The following is an 18,889-nucleotide window of genomic DNA, read 5'->3' on the forward strand; positions in this document are numbered from 1 at the left end:
ACTAAAAAAGGATGTGCAGCCCGGATGTTAAGAGGGTTTTATAGTGCAGCAAGCGGAATGATGGCTCAGCAGCGAAAAACAGAGATGCTCAACAATAATATATCCAATGTCAATACACCCGGTTTTAAAGAAGACAAAGGAGCTATCCGGACATTTCCCGAAATGCTTCTGCAGGCTAAAAATACGACGGGACAAAACGGGCAGGGGTCCCACCCGATTGGAGAGCTTGCGACGGGAGTTTACATGCAGGAGAAGACGGCTAATACCGTACAGGGAGATCTGCAGGAAACAGGCAATGCCGTGGATGTTGCTATTTTAAATGGAAATGTGCCCGAAAATGAAGCAGGAGACCCAAGCTCCATTTATTTTGCAGTGACGAATGAAGATGGAGAAACCGGCTATTCCCGAAATGGTAATTTCGCCGTGGATGGGGCAGGATTTTTAACAACCAGCCAGGGCCATTATATTCAGGATACCGACGGTCAGCCCATTGCTGTAGGAAATGAACGGTTTACATTGAGCCGGGATGGAATCGTCACAACCGAAGATGGAGAGCAGGCCGGGCAGATTGCCATAGCTTATTCAGAAAACAGCGATGATCTCGTAAAAGAAGGGTCAGGGCTGTATCGTTCAGAAAACGGAGATCTGCCGCCTGCCGGTGAGTCAGGAGCTGATTATCAGCTGCAGCAGGGTTTTGTTGAGCGTTCCAACGTAGATACCACGCAGACCATGGGGGAGCTGACGAGCAGCTACCGTAATTTTGAATCCAATCAGAAAATACTTCAATCCTACGATCAAAGCATGCAGCGTGCCGTAAATGAAGTCGGCAGGCTGGGATAGTCATAAATAAAGGAGACCACATATGAATTCAATGATGATGCCTGCATACAATACAATGGGAGAAATTCAAAAACAGATGGATGGCATTACAAATAATCTCTCCAACAGCAATCAAATTGGCTATAAACGAAGAGAAAGCACCTTCTCGGATTTATTGTTTCAGCAGATCAACAACCAGCCTAACGCGAACCAGCTGGGCCGCAGAACGCCTGAAGGCATCCGCCAGGGGAATGGAGCGGGTATAGCCCAAACGGCTCTTCGTCTGGAACAGGGCGCTTTAAAACAGACGGACCGTGAGCTTGATTTTGCAATTACAGATGAAGATTCCTTCTTTCAGGTAGAGAGCACGGACGGAGGAGCGGCGGAAATACGTTATTCCAAGGACGGTAACTTTAAGATGTCCGAGAATCCAGAGGCTCCCGGCTCATGGACGCTGGTAAACAGTTCGGGAGAATATGTACTCGGAGAGAACGGAGAGAGAATAAACATGCCGGCAGGCGCCCGGGACATCACGCTGCTTAATAACGGACAGCTCACAGCTGTTCTGGAAAATGGGGAAACAGCAGAAATTGGCAGTATTGAACTGGCAAGAATACTCAAACCGCAGCTTTTGGAAAATCAGGGCGGTAATTCTTATACACTTCCAGATCCTGCATTGCTTGATGTTGCAGAAGAAGATATGATAGAGTTGCAACCGGGAACATCAGGTCTGCTTCAGCAGAACACATTGGAACAGTCGAACGTTGACATGGGCCAGGAAATGACAAATCTTATTCAGGCACAGCGCAATTATTCCTTTAATGCCCGTGCAATTACGCAGGGAGATCAAATGATGGGATTAATTAACAGCGTACGCGGTTAATCAGCGGGGCTTGCTTGCCGGATGGATGGTATGGGAGAGGAACCAATGAAGCCAGGAAAAACACCCAGGCAGGGGGCAACCAGAACGGAACAGAGACACCGGGAAAAATCAGCACCGGAGAGCGGTCCCACGCATGGTGAAAAGGAAGATAAGTCTATTCCACCATTATGGAAACGTCTGACAGGTCTTCTTATTGCCTTACTTATTCTTGCATTCGTAGGATTAATCGTCGGCTATCTGATTTTAGGGGACGGTGAATCTCTGCACGTATTGAATCCTGTTACGTGGATTGAACTGCTCCGCTTTGTCACGGGTCGATAGCACAGCTTGTTTATGGCATACTATAAACAGGCTGTGTTTTTATTATGCTTAAAAAAGGAGAGATACATATGTTAACTATTGATGAAATCAAAGACATTATTCCGCACCGCTATCCATTTCTTTTAATCGATAAAGTAATTGAAGTAGAAGACGGTAAACGAGCGGTTGCTATAAAGAATGTCACGGCAAATGAAGAGTTTTTTAACGGCCATTTCCCGAAATATCCGGTAATGCCCGGCGTCCTTATTGTAGAAGCAATGGCCCAGACCGGGGCTGTAGCTCTTTTAAAGCTGGAGGAAAACCGGGGCAAGCTTGCTTTGTTTGCCGGTATTGACGGCTGCCGTTTCAAGCGCCAGGTAAAACCGGGTGACCAGCTTACGCTGGAAGTGGAGATTAAAGGATTCCGCCGCTCGATTGGAAAAGGAAAAGCTACAGCAAAAGTAGATGGTGAGATTGTAGCGGAAACGGAACTGACTTTTGCACTGCAGGACGCACCATCCTCTTAAATAACGCGGAGTACTAATCTATTGAAGAGCCCGGTAGGAATCAATTCCGGGCTCTTTTTCTATATATCTGCATCAGGCATTTTCTGAAAAAGAAAGGCCCTGCTGTGATAAAATAAAAAAAAGCGAAAACGTCGAGGGGGAGTCCTGCCATGCTTCTAACATCCAAAGAAAAAAAGCATCTGCTGAAAGTGTTAAAAAGAGATCAGTACAAATGGTTCCAGCCGCAGGCGGAAAAAGAAAAATCAAAAGAGCTGTACGACAAAATCAAGCAGACGATCCGAAATGAAAAAATAAACGAAGATAAGCAGAGCAGCAAGCTTTAAAGCGCTGACCATATTGATTTTTGCCAGAGAAGCTTTTCTGGAAAACAGTAAGATAGGAATGGGGAATTAGATCCTTGTTTATTGCAGGCTGTGTCTATACATTATATAAGCAGGTATTGTTTATATTCCATGAGAAAAGCAGGGTGGCACAGCGTGAATATGTGGGAATGGTTTGTTGCTTTTATCCTTGGAATGGTAGAAGGATTGACGGAATTTGCGCCAATCTCTTCTACAGGCCATATGATTATTGTCGATGATATGTTATTTCAATCAGCAGAACTTTTTACACAGGAAGTGGCAAACACATTCAAAGTAGTGATTCAGCTTGGCTCTATCATGGCTGTTGTCATCGTATTTAAAGACCGCTTTAAAGAAATGCTGTATATAGATAAAAAAGCGGTGACTTCTAATCCCCGGCAGCGCCTGAAGCTTTCCACGATTATAATTGGGCTGCTGCCTGCAGCTGTACTCGGTTTTTTATTTGAAGATTATATTGATACGTACTTATTTTCCATTAACACTGTTATCGCAGGTTTAATTGCAGGAGCATTTCTTATGATTGCTGCAGATAAATTCAGGCCGGCATCGGGACTGACTGCTTCAGTGGACCAGATTTCCTGGAAACAGGCTTTACTTGTGGGAGCGGTACAGTGCCTGGCCCTATGGCCCGGGTTTTCAAGGTCAGGCGCTACGATATCAGGAGGCGTGCTTCTTGGAATGACACATAGAACGGCAGCTGATTTTACGTTTATCATGGCCGTTCCGATTATGCTCGGGGCAGGGAGCCTTTCTCTTATTAAGAACTGGCAGTATTTTACGGTGGATGCCCTTCCTTTTATGGGGATCGGCTTTATCAGTGCGTTCTTGTTTGCGCTGCTGTCCATCCGCTTTTTTTTAAGGCTGATCGACAAAGTAAAGCTCGTTCCTTTTGCCATTTACCGGTTAGTGCTGGCGGGAGTGCTAATCCTCATATTAATCTAAAAACAGAGAGAGCCTCATGGCTCTCTCTGTTTTTTGAATTCTTATTTAAGCCTGAACAGTAACGGTCCAGCCCATTTTATCTTCCATCATTCCGGTTTGAATTCCGGCAATCGTTTCATATAAGTCCAGGGATAGTTTTCCGGTTTCGCCATTATTGATGGAAAGATCTGTACCTTTCCATTTAAGAGTGCCTACCGGCGAAATGACAGCGGCAGTCCCGGTGCCGAATACTTCTTCAAGTGTCCCATTTTCATGAGCGGCTTCGACTTCTTCGATAGAGATCAAACGCTCAGTCACTGGAATGTCCCAGCTTTTAAGCAGCTCGATCACGGAATTACGGGTAATACCTTCCAGAATACTGCCGTTTAACGCAGGAGTAATAACCTCTCCGTTAATTTTAAAGAAAATGTTCATGCTTCCTACTTCTTCTATATATTTCTTCTCGATAGCATCTAGCCAGAGCACCTGGTCATATCCCAGTTCTTCAGCCTTTTTCTGGGCTTTGAGGCTTGCGGCATAGTTGCCGGCCGTTTTTGTGAAGCCAACGCCGCCTTTAACCGAGCGGACATAATCATCTTCTACAAAAATACTCACGGGACTCATCTGCTCGGAGTTGGAATAATAAGCTCCAACCGGAGATAAGATAATAATTAATTTATAGCGCGAGGATGGCTTTACGCTGAGACTGGCTTCTGTAGCAATGATAAAAGGACGAATATAAAGCGACTGTCCCTCTTTTGTAGGGATCCAGTCTTTCTCCAATTTAACCAGCTCTTTTAAAGCATCCACCATGAAATTCTCATCAATTTCCGGAATGTTCATACGCCGGTTCGATTCATTCAGCCGTTTGAAATTTTTCTCAGGCCGGAATAAAAGCAGCTTGTCCTGAAAATGATAGGCTTTTAACCCTTCAAACACCGCCTGTCCATAATGAAACACAAGACTGGATGGATCCATTGTTAAAGGCTGGTAAGGAATGATTCTGGGCTCGTGCCAGCCGTCCTCCGTGCTGTAGTCCATCATAAACATATGGTCGGTAAATTCTGCGCCAAAGCGGAGGTTATCATAATCCGGCTTTGACTTTTTTTCTTCTCTCTCGTGAATGGCCAATGATAAAGACATACCGTATCGCTCTCCTTGTGTGTAAATACAATCATATGGTCTGCATTATAGCAAGTATACTCTTAAAAAACCACTCAGGGAAAGAGTCCTCAAGAATAAGAGACAATAGATTTTTCAATCACATGGCTTTTTAGAAACAACAACACAATACCGAGCAGCAGAACTGCTGCTGATAGAATAAAACCGCCTGTGTATTCGCTGCCGGTTGTAACTGCCGCTGCAGCAAGGGGGCCGAGTAGCTGGCCAATGCCGTAACTTGCTGTAAGACCACCCATAATAAGCTGTGGTTTCAGCGGCTGAAGCTGTCTGGCAAGTATCATCGTTAAGGCAACAATTCCCATGAAAGAGCCTCCATAGCCGATAGCGGAAGCTACTGCAAATCCCGTAGTGGGAGAGATAAGCGGCAGAAGCACCGCTGCTGTCTGAAGAATATAGGCACTTTTTAACGATGAAAGAAGCCCGATCCGTTTTTGCAGCCAGGCCCAGAATAAACAGGAGGGAATTACTGCTGCTCCTACTACCGCCCAAATATAAGAAGGAGACAGACCCAGCTCTCCTTTGGAGGCTAAAAGTGATATAACAAACGTGCCGAATATAATATACCCAAAGCCTGCACAGGCGTAAATCAGGTAAAGAGCCTGTACGGCTTTCGGGTCGGGAGCACTGTTGGACGAAAAGGACACTTTATCTTCCGAAAGATTCCGGCTGGAAAGCTCAGGCAGCTTTAATTGAAAGCCCAGCCAGATGAAAATGGAAAGAAGCAGGCTGACAGCTCCAAAACCGAGCCAGGCTCCCTCCATTCCGGTTCTTTCGACTAAAGCAGGAGTAAGCAGTCCGGACAGCAGAATGCCGCCGCCTACGCCGCCGTAGAGCACGCCGGATACAGGCAGGCGGTCATACGCTTTTAATTTATTTAGAACAAACGCGGCAGTGAGTACAAATACAAGGCCGCTTGCAATACCTGACAGCAGCCGCCAGACCAGCCAGGGAAGCAGAGAACCGCTGAGCCCCATTGCAGCTGTAGTAAGGATACTTACAGCCAGACCGGAATAAATAATACCTCTGCCGGGTTCAAGCCGCCGCGCCCACATGGCTCCGATAAAATAACCTGTATAGTTGGCGGAGGCAAGAAGCCCCGCGGAAAAAGGAGCCAGGCCCCGGCTTTCCATTGGAGGAAGAAGCGGCGTGAAAGCAAACCGCCCTATCCCCATTACTACAGATAAAGCAAGGAACCCCGCCGCCATATAAACAATAGGAATCCATTTCATTGTATCAGCCTCTTTTTTCGTAGTTCTTATTTCTTTATTTCAGTAATTCGGCCGCTGTTTGTAAATAGTTATTAAGCGGAATTTTATTATTATCGTTTCATAATGACGCTTTATGGCATATGTATATAAACTTGTAAAAGGTAAAAAGAAAAGATGAGAGAAATAAATAAAGTAATGTTTCGGATTGGAGAAGGTGCTGTTTTATTATGGCATCCGTCCTCATTCTACACTAAATGTTCCATTGGCAGCACATAATGATGAACCACAGCGGCATAGAAAGCAGCCCGAGAGGTTTTCGCTGCTAATGGCTGTGCTTTATTCATTGCAGGAGCGGTGGATCTGTATGGCGCTTTTCTGCTGCTTTTATTATCTGCAGCAGAAAAACTTAAATAAAAAAGCCGGCCCCTCTTAAGTAGAGGGAACCAGCTTATTTTCCGGTGTACTGCTGTATCTATCATTAAAAGCTAAAATAGGGCACGATGCGCAGCTTTCGTTGATTCCGGTGCAGGTAACCATGCATTCTATTTTTCCTTTGTTGTATACCTGGGACAATTCCTGTTTCACATAACAATCAAGCTTGGAGCAGAAAACCAGCTGTTCTGAAAGAGCATATTCCATCGTGTGCACCTCCCTTATTATTTGCCTTAAAAAGTATCTTTATACTTCTATATACCCATTATAAGACAGCGGAAACAACAATATTTGTCGTCTTCATAAAAATTATATTCTTTAAACGGGGAAAGAAATGTTTAAAAAAAGCGGAAATAAGGAAAATATTACTAGTATATATTAATATGCATGAATTGCCTTTCTTTATCCGGAAGGCTGTCTGCTGTAACGGAAAGGGGAGGCTGAAATGAAATACTGCGCATACATATTTTTTCTTTTGTCTATTTCAGCCCTGCTGGCCGGATGCGGCACAGAGACCAAGCCTTCAGCTCTCTTGGACGAAGCTCCGGGGAGCCCTTCTTTTTTTCTATTTTCCAACGAAGAGAATATGAAAGAAGAAAAACCATTCTATGATGCTCTGCTTACTTATTCTAATGCATGTGGAGAAGCAGGAGGAGCAGCGGTGGAAATCTTAAGCCAATCAGCAGGCATGGACAGTGATACTGCTTTTTTTCTTTTTGCCGATCAGGATGGAGAAATGTCGTATGATGGAGAAGCAGATGCAGAAAGTATTTATACTTTTATGGAAAAACAGGCGCCCTGTCCGTCCAATAATAAATAAGAGATTATATATACAAGGCAGAAAACCTTTACCGAAAAGAAACGGTCAATAAAAACAGCAGTTATTTTGCTGTAGCAGGAGATTATTGAAGAGAGTATAATAAAGAAATAATGCTTGTAGATAGAAAGAGGGAAGCTGCGATGGAAAACAGTTATATTTCAAAGGAGTTCGCTGATTCGCTCGTTGTTCAGACTATTGATTCAGCACAGGTGGGCGTAACGATTACCGATCCTTCCCGCCCCGACAATCCCATAATCTATTTAAACAGTGGATTTACAAAAATTACAGGCTATACGAGCAGTGAGACGCTTGGACGAAACTGCCGTTTTCTGCAGGGTGGTGTCGGCAGTGCGGAAGCTGTTGAGGAAATGCGGCGCGGCATCGAAGAGAAAAAGCCGGTTACGGTGGAAATACTCAACCGTCATAAAGACGGCAGTGTCTTTTGGAATGAAGTATACATAGAACCGTTGTACAGAGAAGGAAAGCTGTATTTTCTTGGCGTACAGAAAGATATCTCCAAACAAAAAGAGTATGAAGAAAATCTGGAAAAAACCCAGGCGCAGGTCTATCAGCTGTCGACTCCAATCGTACCCGTAACAGAGGAATTTTCCGTGCTTCCTGTTATCGGCGACCTCTCGTATGAACGCTTTGAAACGATCCGCAGCTATATATCAGAAACGTATTATTCCATGCATTATTCCTATCTGGTACTCGATCTATCAGGGCTGGGAACATATGATGAAATAGTAGCAGATGGTCTGCTGAACCTTAATCGTCTTCTGAAGATGCTCGGAGCAAAGCTTATTATTACGGGACTTTCCCCGGAGCTGTCGATTGCTTTCGTGAAAAGAAATATTAATTTGAATGATATTCAAACAGCATCGACTGTGAAAGACATCCTGAAGCAGTATGGTATAACGTAAAAGCCGGAAATCCTCTGAAGGATTTCCGGCTTTTATTTATGATTAGTTTTTCTTTTTTAAATTTCCAATTCCTTCTTGGGTCTTGCCTTTGGTTTTATCTTTTTTCGCGTCTGCCTGCATGTCCGGATCGTTTTTAGCATTTCCTACCTGATCCTTTACTTCACCTTTAGCTTTGTTGACTGCACTCTTGGCTTTGTCGCTGAATCCTTTTTTATCTGCCATTATATTTCGCTCCCTTTATAGGTTAATATTTATCTATTCCTTTCCTGGAGGGAAATGAAACCGGGTTGTGATATAATAGCGTCTCCATAAGGAGGAATAAACTGATGAACAATCACAAAGGACCGTCTTCCGGCACTTCTATTCAATCTGTAGACCGGGCGCTGTTAATTTTGGATCTGCTTCAAAACAACCCGGAAGGATTAGGAGTAACGGAGCTGGCTAATAGGCTGGACGTTGCTAAAAGCACGGTGCACCGGCTGCTGATGTCTTTACAAAAGAAAAAATACGTAGTGAAAACGGGGGACAAGTATTTACTGGGCTTGAAATGCCTTGAAATAGGAGAAGCCATGTCATCCCGGCTTGACGTACGAGCCACAGCTTCCCCAATACTGGAAGCACTCTCCAAAAAGACAAAAGAGACGGTGCATTTAGTTACCATGGACGAAGGAGAAGTGGTTTATATAGATAAAAAAGAAAGTGAAGCTGTGATACGTATGTTTTCACAGATTGGAAAGCGCGCTCCGGTTCACTGTACGGGTGTAGGAAAGGCAATGCTGGCCTTTTATCCGGAGAAGCAGATAGAAGGTATTCTCGACAAACATCCAATGGAAAAGTTTACGGCAAATACTATCACTACAAAAGAAGAGATGATTCTGCACCTGGCTGAGATTCGAAAAAAAGGCTGGGCACTCGACGATGAAGAACATGAAGAAGGAATTAAGTGCGCAGCGGCACCGATATTTAACCGAATGGGAGAAGTGGAAGCGGCTATCAGTATTGCAGTCCCGATGATGAGAGTAAAAAATAAGGAATTCGAGATGTATATTTCAGAAATAAAAACAGCCTCTCAGGAAATCTCAAAAGCAATGGGCAGTCAATTGACTTCTTGACTACGCTTTCAAATTGAGTATAATAATAAAAATACGCGAATGTATTTTTATTTTACCATTATGAGGAACGGTGTTCCTTAATAAGGAACGAGGAGGAGCTATGAAAAATCAGGTGCTCGAAACGCTGAAAGAAAAAAAACTGGCAGCTATTATTCGTACAGACTCAAGCAAAGATCTGGATAAAACAATTGAAAGTCTTTACAGGGGAGGAATTCATTTTATTGAGGTAACGTTAAACACTCCCCAAGCGCTGAACGTTATAGAAGAAAACGCAGGTCTTTATGACGATCTGTATCTTGGTGCTGGAACTGTGCTCGATAAAGAGTCTGCAGCAGCCGCCATCAGAGCCGGTGCTTCCTTTCTTTTGACTCCGACCCTTGATGAAGAAGTGATCAGAACAGGAAGTCAGTATGGTGTTCCTGTCATTCCAGGAGTGATGACTCCAACGGAAATTCTGGCCGCATACCGTGCGGGAGCTGAAGTAGTGAAAATTTTTCCGGCTCACACGTTAGGCAGCTCATACCTTAAAGACGTAAAGGGACCGCTTCCGTTTGTAGAAGCAATGGCAGTAGGAGGCATTTCAAAAGAAAACGTACCGGAATACCTGCAGAAAGGCTGGCATTCCGCGGGTATTGGGAGCTCACTTGTGAATCCGGAGTGGATTAAAAATCAGGAATTTGAACGGATAGAAAAGCAGGCAGCCGCATTTGCAGACATAGTACGTTCGGCAGAAAGGAAATAAAGATGAAATATATTATGCTTATTGACTCAGGAACTACAAATTCCAGAATCAGGCTGATAGATCAATCTTCTTCGGCAGTGGAAGGCTCCGTAAAAGTAGAAGCCGGGGTTCGGAATACCGCCATGAGCGGTTCAAACGAGGAATTAAAGCAGGCAGTCAAACAGGGAATTGAAAAAATCTTAAGAGATAACAGTATTCAAAAACAGGACATTCAGTATATTTTAGCATCCGGTATGATTACATCGAATTTAGGCCTGCATGAAGTAGCTCATCAAAAAGCTCCGGCGGATACTGAAAAACTAGCCGCCGCTATGGAAAAACGCTGTCTGGAAGAAATGCTTTATATTCCATGTTATTTTATTCCGGGATTAAAAAGTATGGAAGAGATAGAAGGTCGTACAGAGGTGCTTGACGTGATGCGCGGCGAAGAAACGGAAGCTTTTGGCCTGCTTGATGTAATGCAGCTTTCGGGAGATGGAATACTAATGCTTCCTGGTTCGCATACAAAGTGGATTAGAGCTGATGGCTGCGGAAAGCTGCTTTGGAGCTCTACCAGCTTAAGCGGGGAATTATTAAAGGCCGTCCAGAGCCGGACAATTCTTTCTGACTCGCTTCCGGAAGGCCTGATAACAAAACTCGATGAGCGGGCATTATGGAAGGGATTTTCAGCAGCAGAAACAATGGGAGTAAACAGGGCACTGTTTCAGATCCGCCTGCAGCATTTATCCGGAAGCACAGAAGAGAACGAACGGGCTAATTTTTTAACCGGTGTTATTTTTCATTCGGATATTACCGCATTAAAAGAGATGAACCAGCAGAACGGCGGCTGGGTGCTGATAGGAGGATCCTTTCCTTTAAAAGACGCTGCAGCATCTTTAATTAAACGAACACTGCCGGAAATAGAAGTAATAGAAGCATCGTCTGAGCAAGTAGAGCGTGGAGCGTGGAGAGGTCCGCTCGTAATAGCAGAACAAAAGGAGGAATTATCAAAATGAAAATTACAGGATATGAATTGTTCCAGGTACCGCCGAGGTGGCTTTTCCTGAAAATAGAAACAGCAGATGGCATTACAGGCTGGGGGGAGCCCGTTATCGAAGGCAAGGCCCATACCGTTAAAGCTGCTGTAGAAGAAATGATGGATCAGCTTATTGGACTGGATGCCCGGAGAATCGAAGATCACTGGAATATGCTGTACAGGTCAGGCTTTTACCGCGGCGGCCCTATTCTAATGAGTGCGCTGGCTGGAATTGATCAGGCGCTGTGGGATATTAAGGGGAAATATTTTAATGCTCCGGTGTATGAATTAATGGGTGGAGCTTGTCGTAACTCTATTGGAGTGTATTCCTGGATCGGAGGCGACAGGCCTTCAGATGTAGGAGCGGCTGCCAAAGAGGCGGCAGATTCCGGTTTTGCTGCGGTGAAAATGAATGGCACAGAAGAGCTGCAATATATTGATTCCTACCGGAAGATCGACGAAGCGGTAGAAAGAGTAGCCGCAGTAAGAGAACATGGCGGAAAATATATGGGAATAGGAATTGATTTTCATGGCCGTGTGCATCGTCCGATGGCTAAAATTCTTGCGAAGGAGCTGGAACCTTTTCGTCCGATGTTTTTGGAGGAACCCGTGCTTCCTGAAAACAATGAAGCACTTCGTGAGATAGCCAGACACACCCATATTCCAATAGCTACAGGCGAAAGAATGTTTTCCCGCTGGGACTTCAAGCCTTTGCTGGAAGATGGATATGTTGATATTATTCAGCCGGATGTTTCCCATGCCGGTGGAATTACAGAAATGAAAAAAATAGCGTCGATGGCAGAAGCGTACGATACAGCGATTGCTCCCCATTGTCCGCTGGGGCCTATAGCTCTTGCTTCGTGCCTGCAGGTGGATGCCACTTCCCACAATGCTTTTATTCAGGAGCAGAGTCTGGGCATTCATTACAATAAAGGCAGCGATCTGCTTGATTATATAAAGGATAAGACCGTCTTCGACTATGAAGATGGGGCAGTCAAAATACCGGCCGGACCGGGTCTCGGAATTGAGATCAACGAAGAGTATGTAAGAGAACAGGCCCGTAAAGGCCACAATTGGAAAAATCCAGTATGGCGCCATAAGGATGGCAGCATCGCAGAATGGTAAAAAAAGCCGGCCCTTATTATAAGACGGGCCGGCTTCTGTATTTACAAGCGCTTGCGGGAAATAGCATCCCGGATTAAAGATAATGCTTCCTGCGTCTGCTGTTTTCTTTTGACACAGTAATTCACATAAAGCGTATCAAGCAGGGACAGTTCTGCAATTCTGGAAGCCAATGCTTCAGAGCGGTATTCAGTCTCCTCTGCTACCGTATAAAGGGAAATGTCGGCCTGTTTTGTAAGCGGGGATTTGGCATAGTTTGTAATGGCAATGGTGCGGGCGCCTCTGTTTTTTGCGACTTCGAGCACTTCCAGCAGATCCTTATTGGCACCTGTGTGGGAAATGAAAAAAGCGGCGTCTTTTGGCTTAAGCTGGGAAGCGGCCATCAGCTGCAGGTGATTATCGGTATAAGCCAGGCTTGAAAGACCGGTACGCATAAATTTATGCTGCCCGTCCTGGGCGGTGACGCCTGAACCGCCGCTCCCGTAAAAATGCACCTGTCCTGCCTCGAGTAATATATTTAAGGCTTCCTGGAGGGTTTCTTCTTTTTGTATATCTCTTGTATGAGCGAGTGCGGTCATGTTGGATTGGAACACTTTATTCATAATGGTTGTTTCTGAATCATTTTCCTTTATATCTTCATGAATATCTTCAATAGGTGTTACGAGTTCGGAGGCAAGCGAAATTTTCATTGCCTGATAGCCCTTAAATCCTAAATGCGTACAGAAACGAAAAACAGTAGCATCTGCTATTTGGAGATTATCGGACAGCTGGTTAATAGTAGAATGAATAATTTTTTCAGGATTTTTTAACACATAGTCAGCAATCATTTTTTCTTTTACACTCATTTGTTTGTATGAAGAGTGAATAAGATGAAATACGTGCGGGACGGATGCGCTTGCCATAAAGGGCTCCTTTCCAAACGTGTCTTTCTGATAGTGTAAATCAAATAAACAGAGAAGAGAAGTTGAAAGAAAAAAATTTTCAGGTTGTTTAAAATTTTATTTCTTGTATAATAAAAAAATAAGAAAAATATTTTCATAAACAACTAAAAATGAAAACGCTGTAATTTTGCGGGGAGGATTAAAAAGTGAAAGCGATTATTGGAATTGATATAGGAACAACCAGCACAAAGACGCTTGCATATGGCACGGACGGGCGCATTTTTTCTGAAATAGAAAAAGAGTATCCGCTGTATTCATCCATCCCTTCAGAAAAAGAACAAAATCCGGAAGAAGTATACTCCGCTGTGATAGAAACAATAAGAGATACTGTGAAAGTCCTGCAGGAGCAGGGGGTGGAAGCAGCGGGTGCAGGGTTCAGCTCAGCCATGCATAATATCATGGCCGTTGATGAGAATGGAAAACCGCTTACCAGGCTTATTACCTGGGCCGATCAGCGTTCAGTTAAAGAAACGGAAGCTCTAAAAGAAGGAAACGGCCACGACATTTTTCTGCGGACCGGCACACCCATTCATCCGATGTCTCCTTTAACCAAATTAATGTGGTACCGGAAAAATGAACCTGCTCTTTTTAAACAGGCAGCGAAATGGATTTCCATAAAAGAATTCGTGTTTTACCGGTTGTTTGGCACGTACGCTGTTGATTATTCGATTGCTTCTGCTACAGGGCTGTTTCATCTTGAAAACTTGGACTGGGATGGTGAAGCTCTTCGTACGGCAGGTATAACGAAAGAACAATTATCTGTTCCGACAAAGACAAACAGCATTTTCACAGGGCTGAAAGAGGAGCTTCAACAGGAGCTGGGACTGTCGGGAGAAACTCCTTTTGTTATCGGAGCAAGCGATGGGGTGCTCGCCAACGTTGGATCCGGCGCGCTTGCACCGGGAGTGGTAGCCTGCTCTATTGGAACGAGCGGAGCCGTGAGAACAGTGGTTGATAAGCCTTATGTAGATCCTAAGCAGCGGATTTTCTGTTATGCGCTTTCCGAAGGCAGATGGGTCATAGGCGGACCGATTAATAATGGAGGCATAGCGCTGCGGTGGGCCCGGGATAAATTATTTCCCGATTTAAAAAAGCTGGCAGAACAGGAAGGTAAAAATCCCTATGATGTTCTCAACGAGATAATTGATTCTGTAGCTCCCGCGTCGGACGGTTTAATTTTTCTTCCCTACTTAATAGGAGAAAGAGCCCCCTTTTGGAATTCTGATACAAAGGGAATGTTCTTCGGCCTGACGCTTCATCACGGCAGGGAGCATATGCTTCGAAGCGTTATGGAAGGCGTCATGATGCAGATGTATTCTGTTGTTATTGCTTTAATGGAAGCCGGCGTAGAGCCCGTACAGTTCAGGGCGGGCGGAGGATTTGCGCGCTCGCAGACCTGGAAACAGATGATGGCAGATATGTTCGAAACAGAAATTGTTATTCCGGAAAGTCATCAGGGATCCTGCTACGGAGCCGCCTGGATGGCGATGGATGCACTTGGCATGGTGGACAGCCTGGATAGTATTGAACAGACTATTTCAATCGATGAAAAGCAATATCCGGTTAACGAAAATGTGACCGCTTATAGAGATATTAAGCCGATTTTTCTGCGGATGGCAAGAGACCTGCAGGATGAATTTAAAGCAATATCCGACGTACAGCGTTCCCATGCCGAAGGAAAAAGAAGGCTTTCAGCCGACAATGAGGAGGAAATATTATGACAACATCAACACCGTGGCTCGTTATCGTTGCGGTATTAGCAGTTGTTCTGCTTTTATTTCTAGTAATGAAAACGAAGCTGCAGGCATTTATTGCATTACTGCTTGTTAGTTTTATCGTAGGACTTGCTGTTGGGATGCCGCCTGGAGAAATTATAGAAACTATTGAAGCAGGAATGGGAGGCACACTCGGCTTTATCGCTGTTATTATCGGCCTGGGAGCGATGTTCGGTGAAATGCTCCGTGTTTCCGGCGGGGCTGAACGGCTTGCTTTAACGCTGATGGATAAATTTGGAGAGAAAAATGTGCCATGGGCACTTGCTTTGACCGGTTTTATTATATCGATACCTGTATTTCTGGACGTTGCACTTGTTATTTTAGTACCGATTCTATACAGTTTAGTCCAGCGCACCGGCAAATCCCTGCTTTATTTTGGAATGCCGCTTCTGGCTGGTCTTGCAGTTACCCACAGTTTTATTCCGCCGACTCCGGGTCCTATATCGGTGGCAGCTTTACTCGGAGCAGACCTTGGATGGGTTATTCTGTTTGGTGTTATTGCCGGTATCCCGGCAGTGGCGATTGCCGGCCCGATTTTTGGTAAATACATTGCCGGCAAGATCCAGGTAGGTGTACCGGAATATATGTTGGAACAAATGAAAGAAATGGACTATGACCGTGATCTTCCAAGTTTTCGGAGCGTAGTAGCCATTATCACGCTTCCGCTTGTATTGATTCTGGTCAATACCTCTGCTGATCTTGTGCTCGAAGATGGAAGTACACTTCAGGTAATACTTACTTTCATAGGCCATCCATTTGTGGCGCTTACGATGGCAGCTCTCCTGACATTTTATATCTTTGGTATTCGCCGCGGATATAAAAAAGAGGAGATCCAACAGATTACAACGAAAGCGCTTGAACCAGCGGGAATTATTATCCTCGTTACAGGTGCCGGCGGTGTATTTGGTGAAATGCTGATTCAATCGGGTATAGGAGATGTACTTGCTGATTCCATGCAGAATGCGCAGATGCCGCTGATGTTGTTTGCTTTTATCACAGCAACGATTGTGAGAATTGCCCAGGGTTCGGCCACAGTCTCCATGATAACAGCAGCCGGACTGGTAGCACCGCTTTTAGATACCTATAACGTCAGTGATCCTATGCTTGGCCTTTTGGTTATTGCAATCGCTTCTGGTGCGACCGTCGTATCCCACGTGAACGACTCTGGTTTCTGGCTTGTAAACCGCTATTTCGGATTAACGGAAAAACAAACGCTTCAATCATGGACCGTAATGGAAACTATTATTGGCGTTGTCGGATTTACGGTTGTATTTATCATCAGCTTTTTCGTATAAAACAAGAGGGGGATAATTATCATGAAAATCGGATTGATTGGCTTAGGGAAAATGGGATTTAACATAGGCGCACAGATGCTGGAAAAGCAGCACGAGGTAGTGGCCTTTGATGTGAATAAAGAATTTACGGCTTCCTTTGAAAATGAAGGAGGAATGGCAGCTGAAAGTCTGGAAGATCTGGCGCAGAAGCTGGAAACACCCCGCGTTGTCTGGGTAATGGTTCCCGCCGGCGAACCGACAGAAAAAGTGCTGAATGAAATAGCAGGGCATCTGGATAAAGATGATATTTTAATTGATGCCGGAAATTCCCACTATAAAGAATCGCTGGAGCGTCATAAGGCATTTGCTGAACAAGGCATCCGGTTTATGGATATGGGAACAAGCGGCGGCATTTCCGGTGCAAGGCATGGTGCCTGCTTCATGGTAGGAGGCGCCAAAAGCGCCTTTGACCACATTGAGCCGGTACTGGATGATCTATCCGTGCCTGACGGCTACCATTATTCAGGAGAAGGCGGAAGCGGCCATTACTTGAAAATGGTGCATAATGGCATCGAATATGGCATGATGGCAGCCATTGGCGAAGGATTTGATCTTCTCGAAAAAAGTCCATTTGATTATGACTATGAAGGGGTCGCGAAAGTCTGGAATAATGGATCGGTTATCCGCGGCTGGCTGATGGAGCTGATGGAAGAAGCATTCAAGGGAGATGCAAGGCTTGATGATATAAAAGGAGTTATGCATTCTTCCGGAGAAGGCAAGTGGACCGTAGAGTCCGCACTCGATATGGAAATGGCGGCACCTGTCATTACGATGGCTCTGATGATGAGGTATCGTTCGCAGGAAGATGACACGTTTACAGGTAAAGTAGTGGCAGCTCTGCGCCACGGATTCGGCGGCCACGCGACAGAAAAAAGCGGCGAAAATTAAATTATAAAAGGCTGTTCCCTATAACGGGGTGCAGCCTTTTTTTATTATATTAAATCACGGAACAAGTTGGACTGTTCCTCGAGCTCTTTGGCGGCCTGGCTGATTGTGTGAAAATTATCAGCGGCTTCCTTTATCTGCAGCCGGCTGTTTTTTACTCCCTGCTGGGAACGAACGGTACCTTTACTTATTTTATCTACTTCACGGGTTATGCCTTCCACATGCATATTAACTTCTTTGGTAGACTCCTGGGCCCGGTTTGCGAGCTTTCGTACTTCATCTGCCACCACAGTGAAGCCGCGGCCGTGTTCGCCGGCTCTGGCTGCTTCTATAGCAGCGTTTAATGCGAGCAGGTTAGTCTGGGCAGCGATCTCCTTGATGGTCTGAACGATGTCTTTTATGGAGTCGGCCTGATCTTCCAGAGATTTCAGGATACTGAGGTTGTTATCTGCTTCCTCGGATATAATAGCAGCGTTATCAGACAGCTCTCTGCTTTTCTCAACGCCTCCAAGAGCACGCGTTAACAAATCTTCGGACATGTTCTGTATTCGCGAAGACATCTCCGTCATTTCGGCTTCACGGGCGGTGATATCAGTAGCAATTTTAATAATGGCATTTACTTTGTGGTTGTCATCGAATACAGGCATATACGTGGCTTCTAATGTAATCCTCCTGCCGCTGCTCGTAACACGCTGGATTTTATCCTGAAAGGATACGCCTGTACGCAATCGTTTCCAAAAATTCATGTAATCAATGCTTCCTGCAAACTCAGGAAGGCACAGCGCTCGATGATGCATGCCTTTTAGTTTTTCGGCAGGGTATTCTACAGCCTCTGCAAATAAATCATTAGCCCATAGAATCGTGCCATCCGGCTCAAATTCAATCATAGCAAGAGATTTTTCCAAAGAAGCAAGAACATATTGCTGATTTAGAACCTGATGTGAATTAGCTACTATCTTCATTTCTTTATCCCCCGGTCTATATAACGCGTCTAAACTATATATCGGCAGACATAGAAAAGTGTTAATAATTAATAGTAACAATTTGAAATATAACTTTATTTTTTTAATAATTGCAAAAATAAAAGATAGAAAATTAAATAAATGGCAAAAAAAGCATAAAAAAAGAGTCTGGCTTCTAAAAGTCAGGCTTTTTAATAAATAACTATGTATATATAGCAGGGTAGGGATACATCAAACGAAGAATTCTACGCTTGCAGCAGGGTAAGCCGAGCAGGTATCCGATCCCTGCATTCTGGTAACTTCCTTTAAGAAAGGAAATTATTTAATTATCATTATTATACGTTTGCTTTTTTGTTTCTTTTCTTGAAAAGCGGCTTTTTCACAGCTTTTACAACAGGATTTGTTTTGTTCTGCTGCTCAGCGTCTTTGCCGTAAAGCTCTCTAGCTTTTGTGTACATTAGTGTCAATTAATAACCCTCCTTTTTATCTTCTTATAAACAGTTTTCCCGCTGTGTTTTCTTCGCAAACATACGATTTTGTTAATTAAAACAACGGTATAAACAGCGGGAAAATAAATTGCTTATAAGTGAAAATTAAACCATTTTTCAAGCACTGTCAATAGAA

At 44.4% G+C, this 18,889-nt stretch carries 22 protein-coding genes; 15 read left to right on the forward strand and 7 right to left on the reverse strand.

The features are described 5' to 3' along the window. The first annotated feature begins 24 nt into the window (after window positions 1-24). The 6 genes from ATL39_RS01495 (at window position 25) to ATL39_RS01515 (ending at window position 3,833) form a co-directional block, all read left to right on the forward strand. Window positions 25-840, forward strand: coding sequence for a flagellar hook-basal body protein (locus tag ATL39_RS01495; RefSeq protein ID WP_120191516.1), 816 nt, complete (start codon window positions 25-27; stop codon window positions 838-840). Window positions 841-862: 22 nt separating this feature from the next. Then, entirely contained in the window at window positions 863-1,702 is an 840-nt protein-coding gene (locus ATL39_RS01500; protein WP_120191517.1) for a flagellar hook-basal body protein, read from the forward strand. A 45-nt stretch (window positions 1,703-1,747) separates the two neighbouring features. Next, entirely contained in the window at window positions 1,748-2,023 is a 276-nt protein-coding gene (locus ATL39_RS01505; protein ID WP_170146801.1) for a DNA-directed RNA polymerase subunit beta, read from the forward strand. A gap of 68 nt (window positions 2,024-2,091) precedes the next feature. Then, window positions 2,092-2,529, forward strand: coding sequence for a 3-hydroxyacyl-ACP dehydratase FabZ (gene fabZ, locus ATL39_RS01510; protein ID WP_120191519.1), 438 nt, complete (start codon window positions 2,092-2,094; stop codon window positions 2,527-2,529). A 149-nt stretch (window positions 2,530-2,678) separates the two neighbouring features. Further along, a complete protein-coding gene (locus ATL39_RS17305) occupies window positions 2,679-2,852 on the forward strand; it encodes a hypothetical protein (RefSeq protein WP_170146802.1) in 174 nt (57 codons plus the stop codon). A 159-nt stretch (window positions 2,853-3,011) separates the two neighbouring features. Next, the gene (locus ATL39_RS01515; protein ID WP_120191992.1) at window positions 3,012-3,833 is read left to right on the forward strand and encodes an undecaprenyl-diphosphate phosphatase; all 822 of its coding nucleotides are present in this window, start codon (window positions 3,012-3,014) and stop codon (window positions 3,831-3,833) included. Between the two features lie 45 nt (window positions 3,834-3,878). On the opposite strand, the gene ATL39_RS01520 is transcribed toward ATL39_RS01515, so the two are convergent. The 3 genes from ATL39_RS01520 to ATL39_RS01530 form a co-directional block, all read right to left on the reverse strand. Beyond that, the gene (locus ATL39_RS01520; RefSeq protein WP_120191520.1) at window positions 3,879-4,955 is read right to left on the reverse strand and encodes a branched-chain amino acid aminotransferase; all 1,077 of its coding nucleotides are present in this window, start codon (window positions 4,953-4,955) and stop codon (window positions 3,879-3,881) included. An 89-nt stretch (window positions 4,956-5,044) separates the two neighbouring features. Continuing rightward, window positions 5,045-6,223 (reverse strand): YbfB/YjiJ family MFS transporter, encoded by a 1,179-nt coding sequence (locus tag ATL39_RS01525; protein WP_120191521.1) that lies wholly within the window; start codon window positions 6,221-6,223, stop codon window positions 5,045-5,047. 408 nt (window positions 6,224-6,631) lie between these two features. Next, complete coding sequence (locus ATL39_RS01530; RefSeq protein ID WP_120191522.1) at window positions 6,632-6,841, reverse strand: hypothetical protein; 210 nt, start codon at window positions 6,839-6,841, stop codon at window positions 6,632-6,634. Window positions 6,842-7,079: 238 nt separating this feature from the next. Between ATL39_RS01530 and ATL39_RS01535 the strand changes: the two genes are divergently transcribed. Together ATL39_RS01535 and ytvA are read left to right on the forward strand one after the other, a co-directional pair. Then, window positions 7,080-7,454, forward strand: a complete 375-nt coding sequence (locus tag ATL39_RS01535) for a hypothetical protein (protein ID WP_120191523.1) — start codon at window positions 7,080-7,082, stop codon at window positions 7,452-7,454. A 140-nt stretch (window positions 7,455-7,594) separates the two neighbouring features. After that, on the forward strand, window positions 7,595-8,377 hold the full coding sequence (ytvA, locus tag ATL39_RS01540; RefSeq protein ID WP_170146803.1) for a YtvA family blue-light photoreceptor: 783 nt from the start codon (window positions 7,595-7,597) through the stop codon (window positions 8,375-8,377). A 42-nt stretch (window positions 8,378-8,419) separates the two neighbouring features. Here the strand turns inward: ytvA and ATL39_RS01545 are convergent, their stop codons facing one another. After that, window positions 8,420-8,599 carry a CsbD family protein gene (locus ATL39_RS01545; RefSeq protein ID WP_120191525.1) on the reverse strand — a complete coding sequence of 60 codons (180 nt, stop codon included), beginning with the start codon at window positions 8,597-8,599 and terminating at the stop codon, window positions 8,420-8,422. A 104-nt stretch (window positions 8,600-8,703) separates the two neighbouring features. Between ATL39_RS01545 and ATL39_RS01550 the strand changes: the two genes are divergently transcribed. The 4 genes from ATL39_RS01550 (at window position 8,704) to dgoD (ending at window position 12,371) form a co-directional block, all read left to right on the forward strand. Next, window positions 8,704-9,489, forward strand: a complete 786-nt coding sequence (locus ATL39_RS01550; RefSeq protein ID WP_120191526.1) for an IclR family transcriptional regulator — start codon at window positions 8,704-8,706, stop codon at window positions 9,487-9,489. Window positions 9,490-9,589: 100 nt separating this feature from the next. After that, window positions 9,590-10,231 (forward strand): bifunctional 4-hydroxy-2-oxoglutarate aldolase/2-dehydro-3-deoxy-phosphogluconate aldolase, encoded by a 642-nt coding sequence (locus ATL39_RS01555; RefSeq protein ID WP_120191527.1) that lies wholly within the window; start codon window positions 9,590-9,592, stop codon window positions 10,229-10,231. A 2-nt stretch (window positions 10,232-10,233) separates the two neighbouring features. Then, on the forward strand, window positions 10,234-11,226 hold the full coding sequence (locus ATL39_RS01560) for a 2-dehydro-3-deoxygalactonokinase (protein WP_120191528.1): 993 nt from the start codon (window positions 10,234-10,236) through the stop codon (window positions 11,224-11,226). Then, a complete protein-coding gene (gene dgoD / locus ATL39_RS01565) occupies window positions 11,223-12,371 on the forward strand; it encodes a galactonate dehydratase (RefSeq protein WP_120191529.1) in 1,149 nt (382 codons plus the stop codon). Before ATL39_RS01560 ends, dgoD begins: the two co-directional genes overlap by 4 nt. A 41-nt stretch (window positions 12,372-12,412) precedes the next feature. Here dgoD and ATL39_RS01570 read toward each other — a convergent pair whose 3' ends face one another. Next, window positions 12,413-13,270: a MurR/RpiR family transcriptional regulator gene (locus ATL39_RS01570; RefSeq protein WP_120191530.1), complete on the reverse strand. Its 858-nt coding sequence runs from the start codon at window positions 13,268-13,270 to the stop codon at window positions 12,413-12,415. A gap of 194 nt (window positions 13,271-13,464) precedes the next feature. Between ATL39_RS01570 and ATL39_RS01575 the strand changes: the two genes are divergently transcribed. Genes ATL39_RS01575 through gnd form a run of 3 tightly spaced genes read left to right on the forward strand, consistent with a single transcriptional unit; the run spans window position 13,465 to window position 17,306 of the window. Continuing rightward, a complete protein-coding gene (locus tag ATL39_RS01575; protein WP_120191993.1) occupies window positions 13,465-15,030 on the forward strand; it encodes a gluconokinase in 1,566 nt (521 codons plus the stop codon). Then, window positions 15,027-16,379 (forward strand): GntP family permease, encoded by a 1,353-nt coding sequence (locus ATL39_RS01580; protein WP_120191531.1) that lies wholly within the window; start codon window positions 15,027-15,029, stop codon window positions 16,377-16,379. The genes ATL39_RS01575 and ATL39_RS01580 overlap by 4 nt, the downstream gene beginning before the upstream one ends. 21 nt (window positions 16,380-16,400) lie before the next feature. Beyond that, entirely contained in the window at window positions 16,401-17,306 is a 906-nt protein-coding gene (gene gnd / locus ATL39_RS01585; RefSeq protein WP_120191532.1) for a phosphogluconate dehydrogenase (NAD(+)-dependent, decarboxylating), read from the forward strand. A gap of 44 nt (window positions 17,307-17,350) precedes the next feature. On the opposite strand, the gene ATL39_RS17595 is transcribed toward gnd, so the two are convergent. Both ATL39_RS17595 and ATL39_RS17600 read right to left on the reverse strand, forming a co-directional pair. Next, on the reverse strand, window positions 17,351-18,265 hold the full coding sequence (locus tag ATL39_RS17595) for a methyl-accepting chemotaxis protein (protein WP_120191533.1): 915 nt from the start codon (window positions 18,263-18,265) through the stop codon (window positions 17,351-17,353). 335 nt (window positions 18,266-18,600) lie between these two features. After that, window positions 18,601-18,732, reverse strand: a complete 132-nt coding sequence (locus ATL39_RS17600) for a hypothetical protein (RefSeq protein WP_281270876.1) — start codon at window positions 18,730-18,732, stop codon at window positions 18,601-18,603. Window positions 18,733-18,889 lie beyond the last annotated feature (157 nt).

Origin of the sequence: Sinobaca qinghaiensis (assembly GCF_003610495.1) — a bacterium.
In the GTDB taxonomy this organism is placed as follows: domain Bacteria; phylum Bacillota; class Bacilli; order Bacillales; family Marinococcaceae; genus Sinobaca; species Sinobaca qinghaiensis.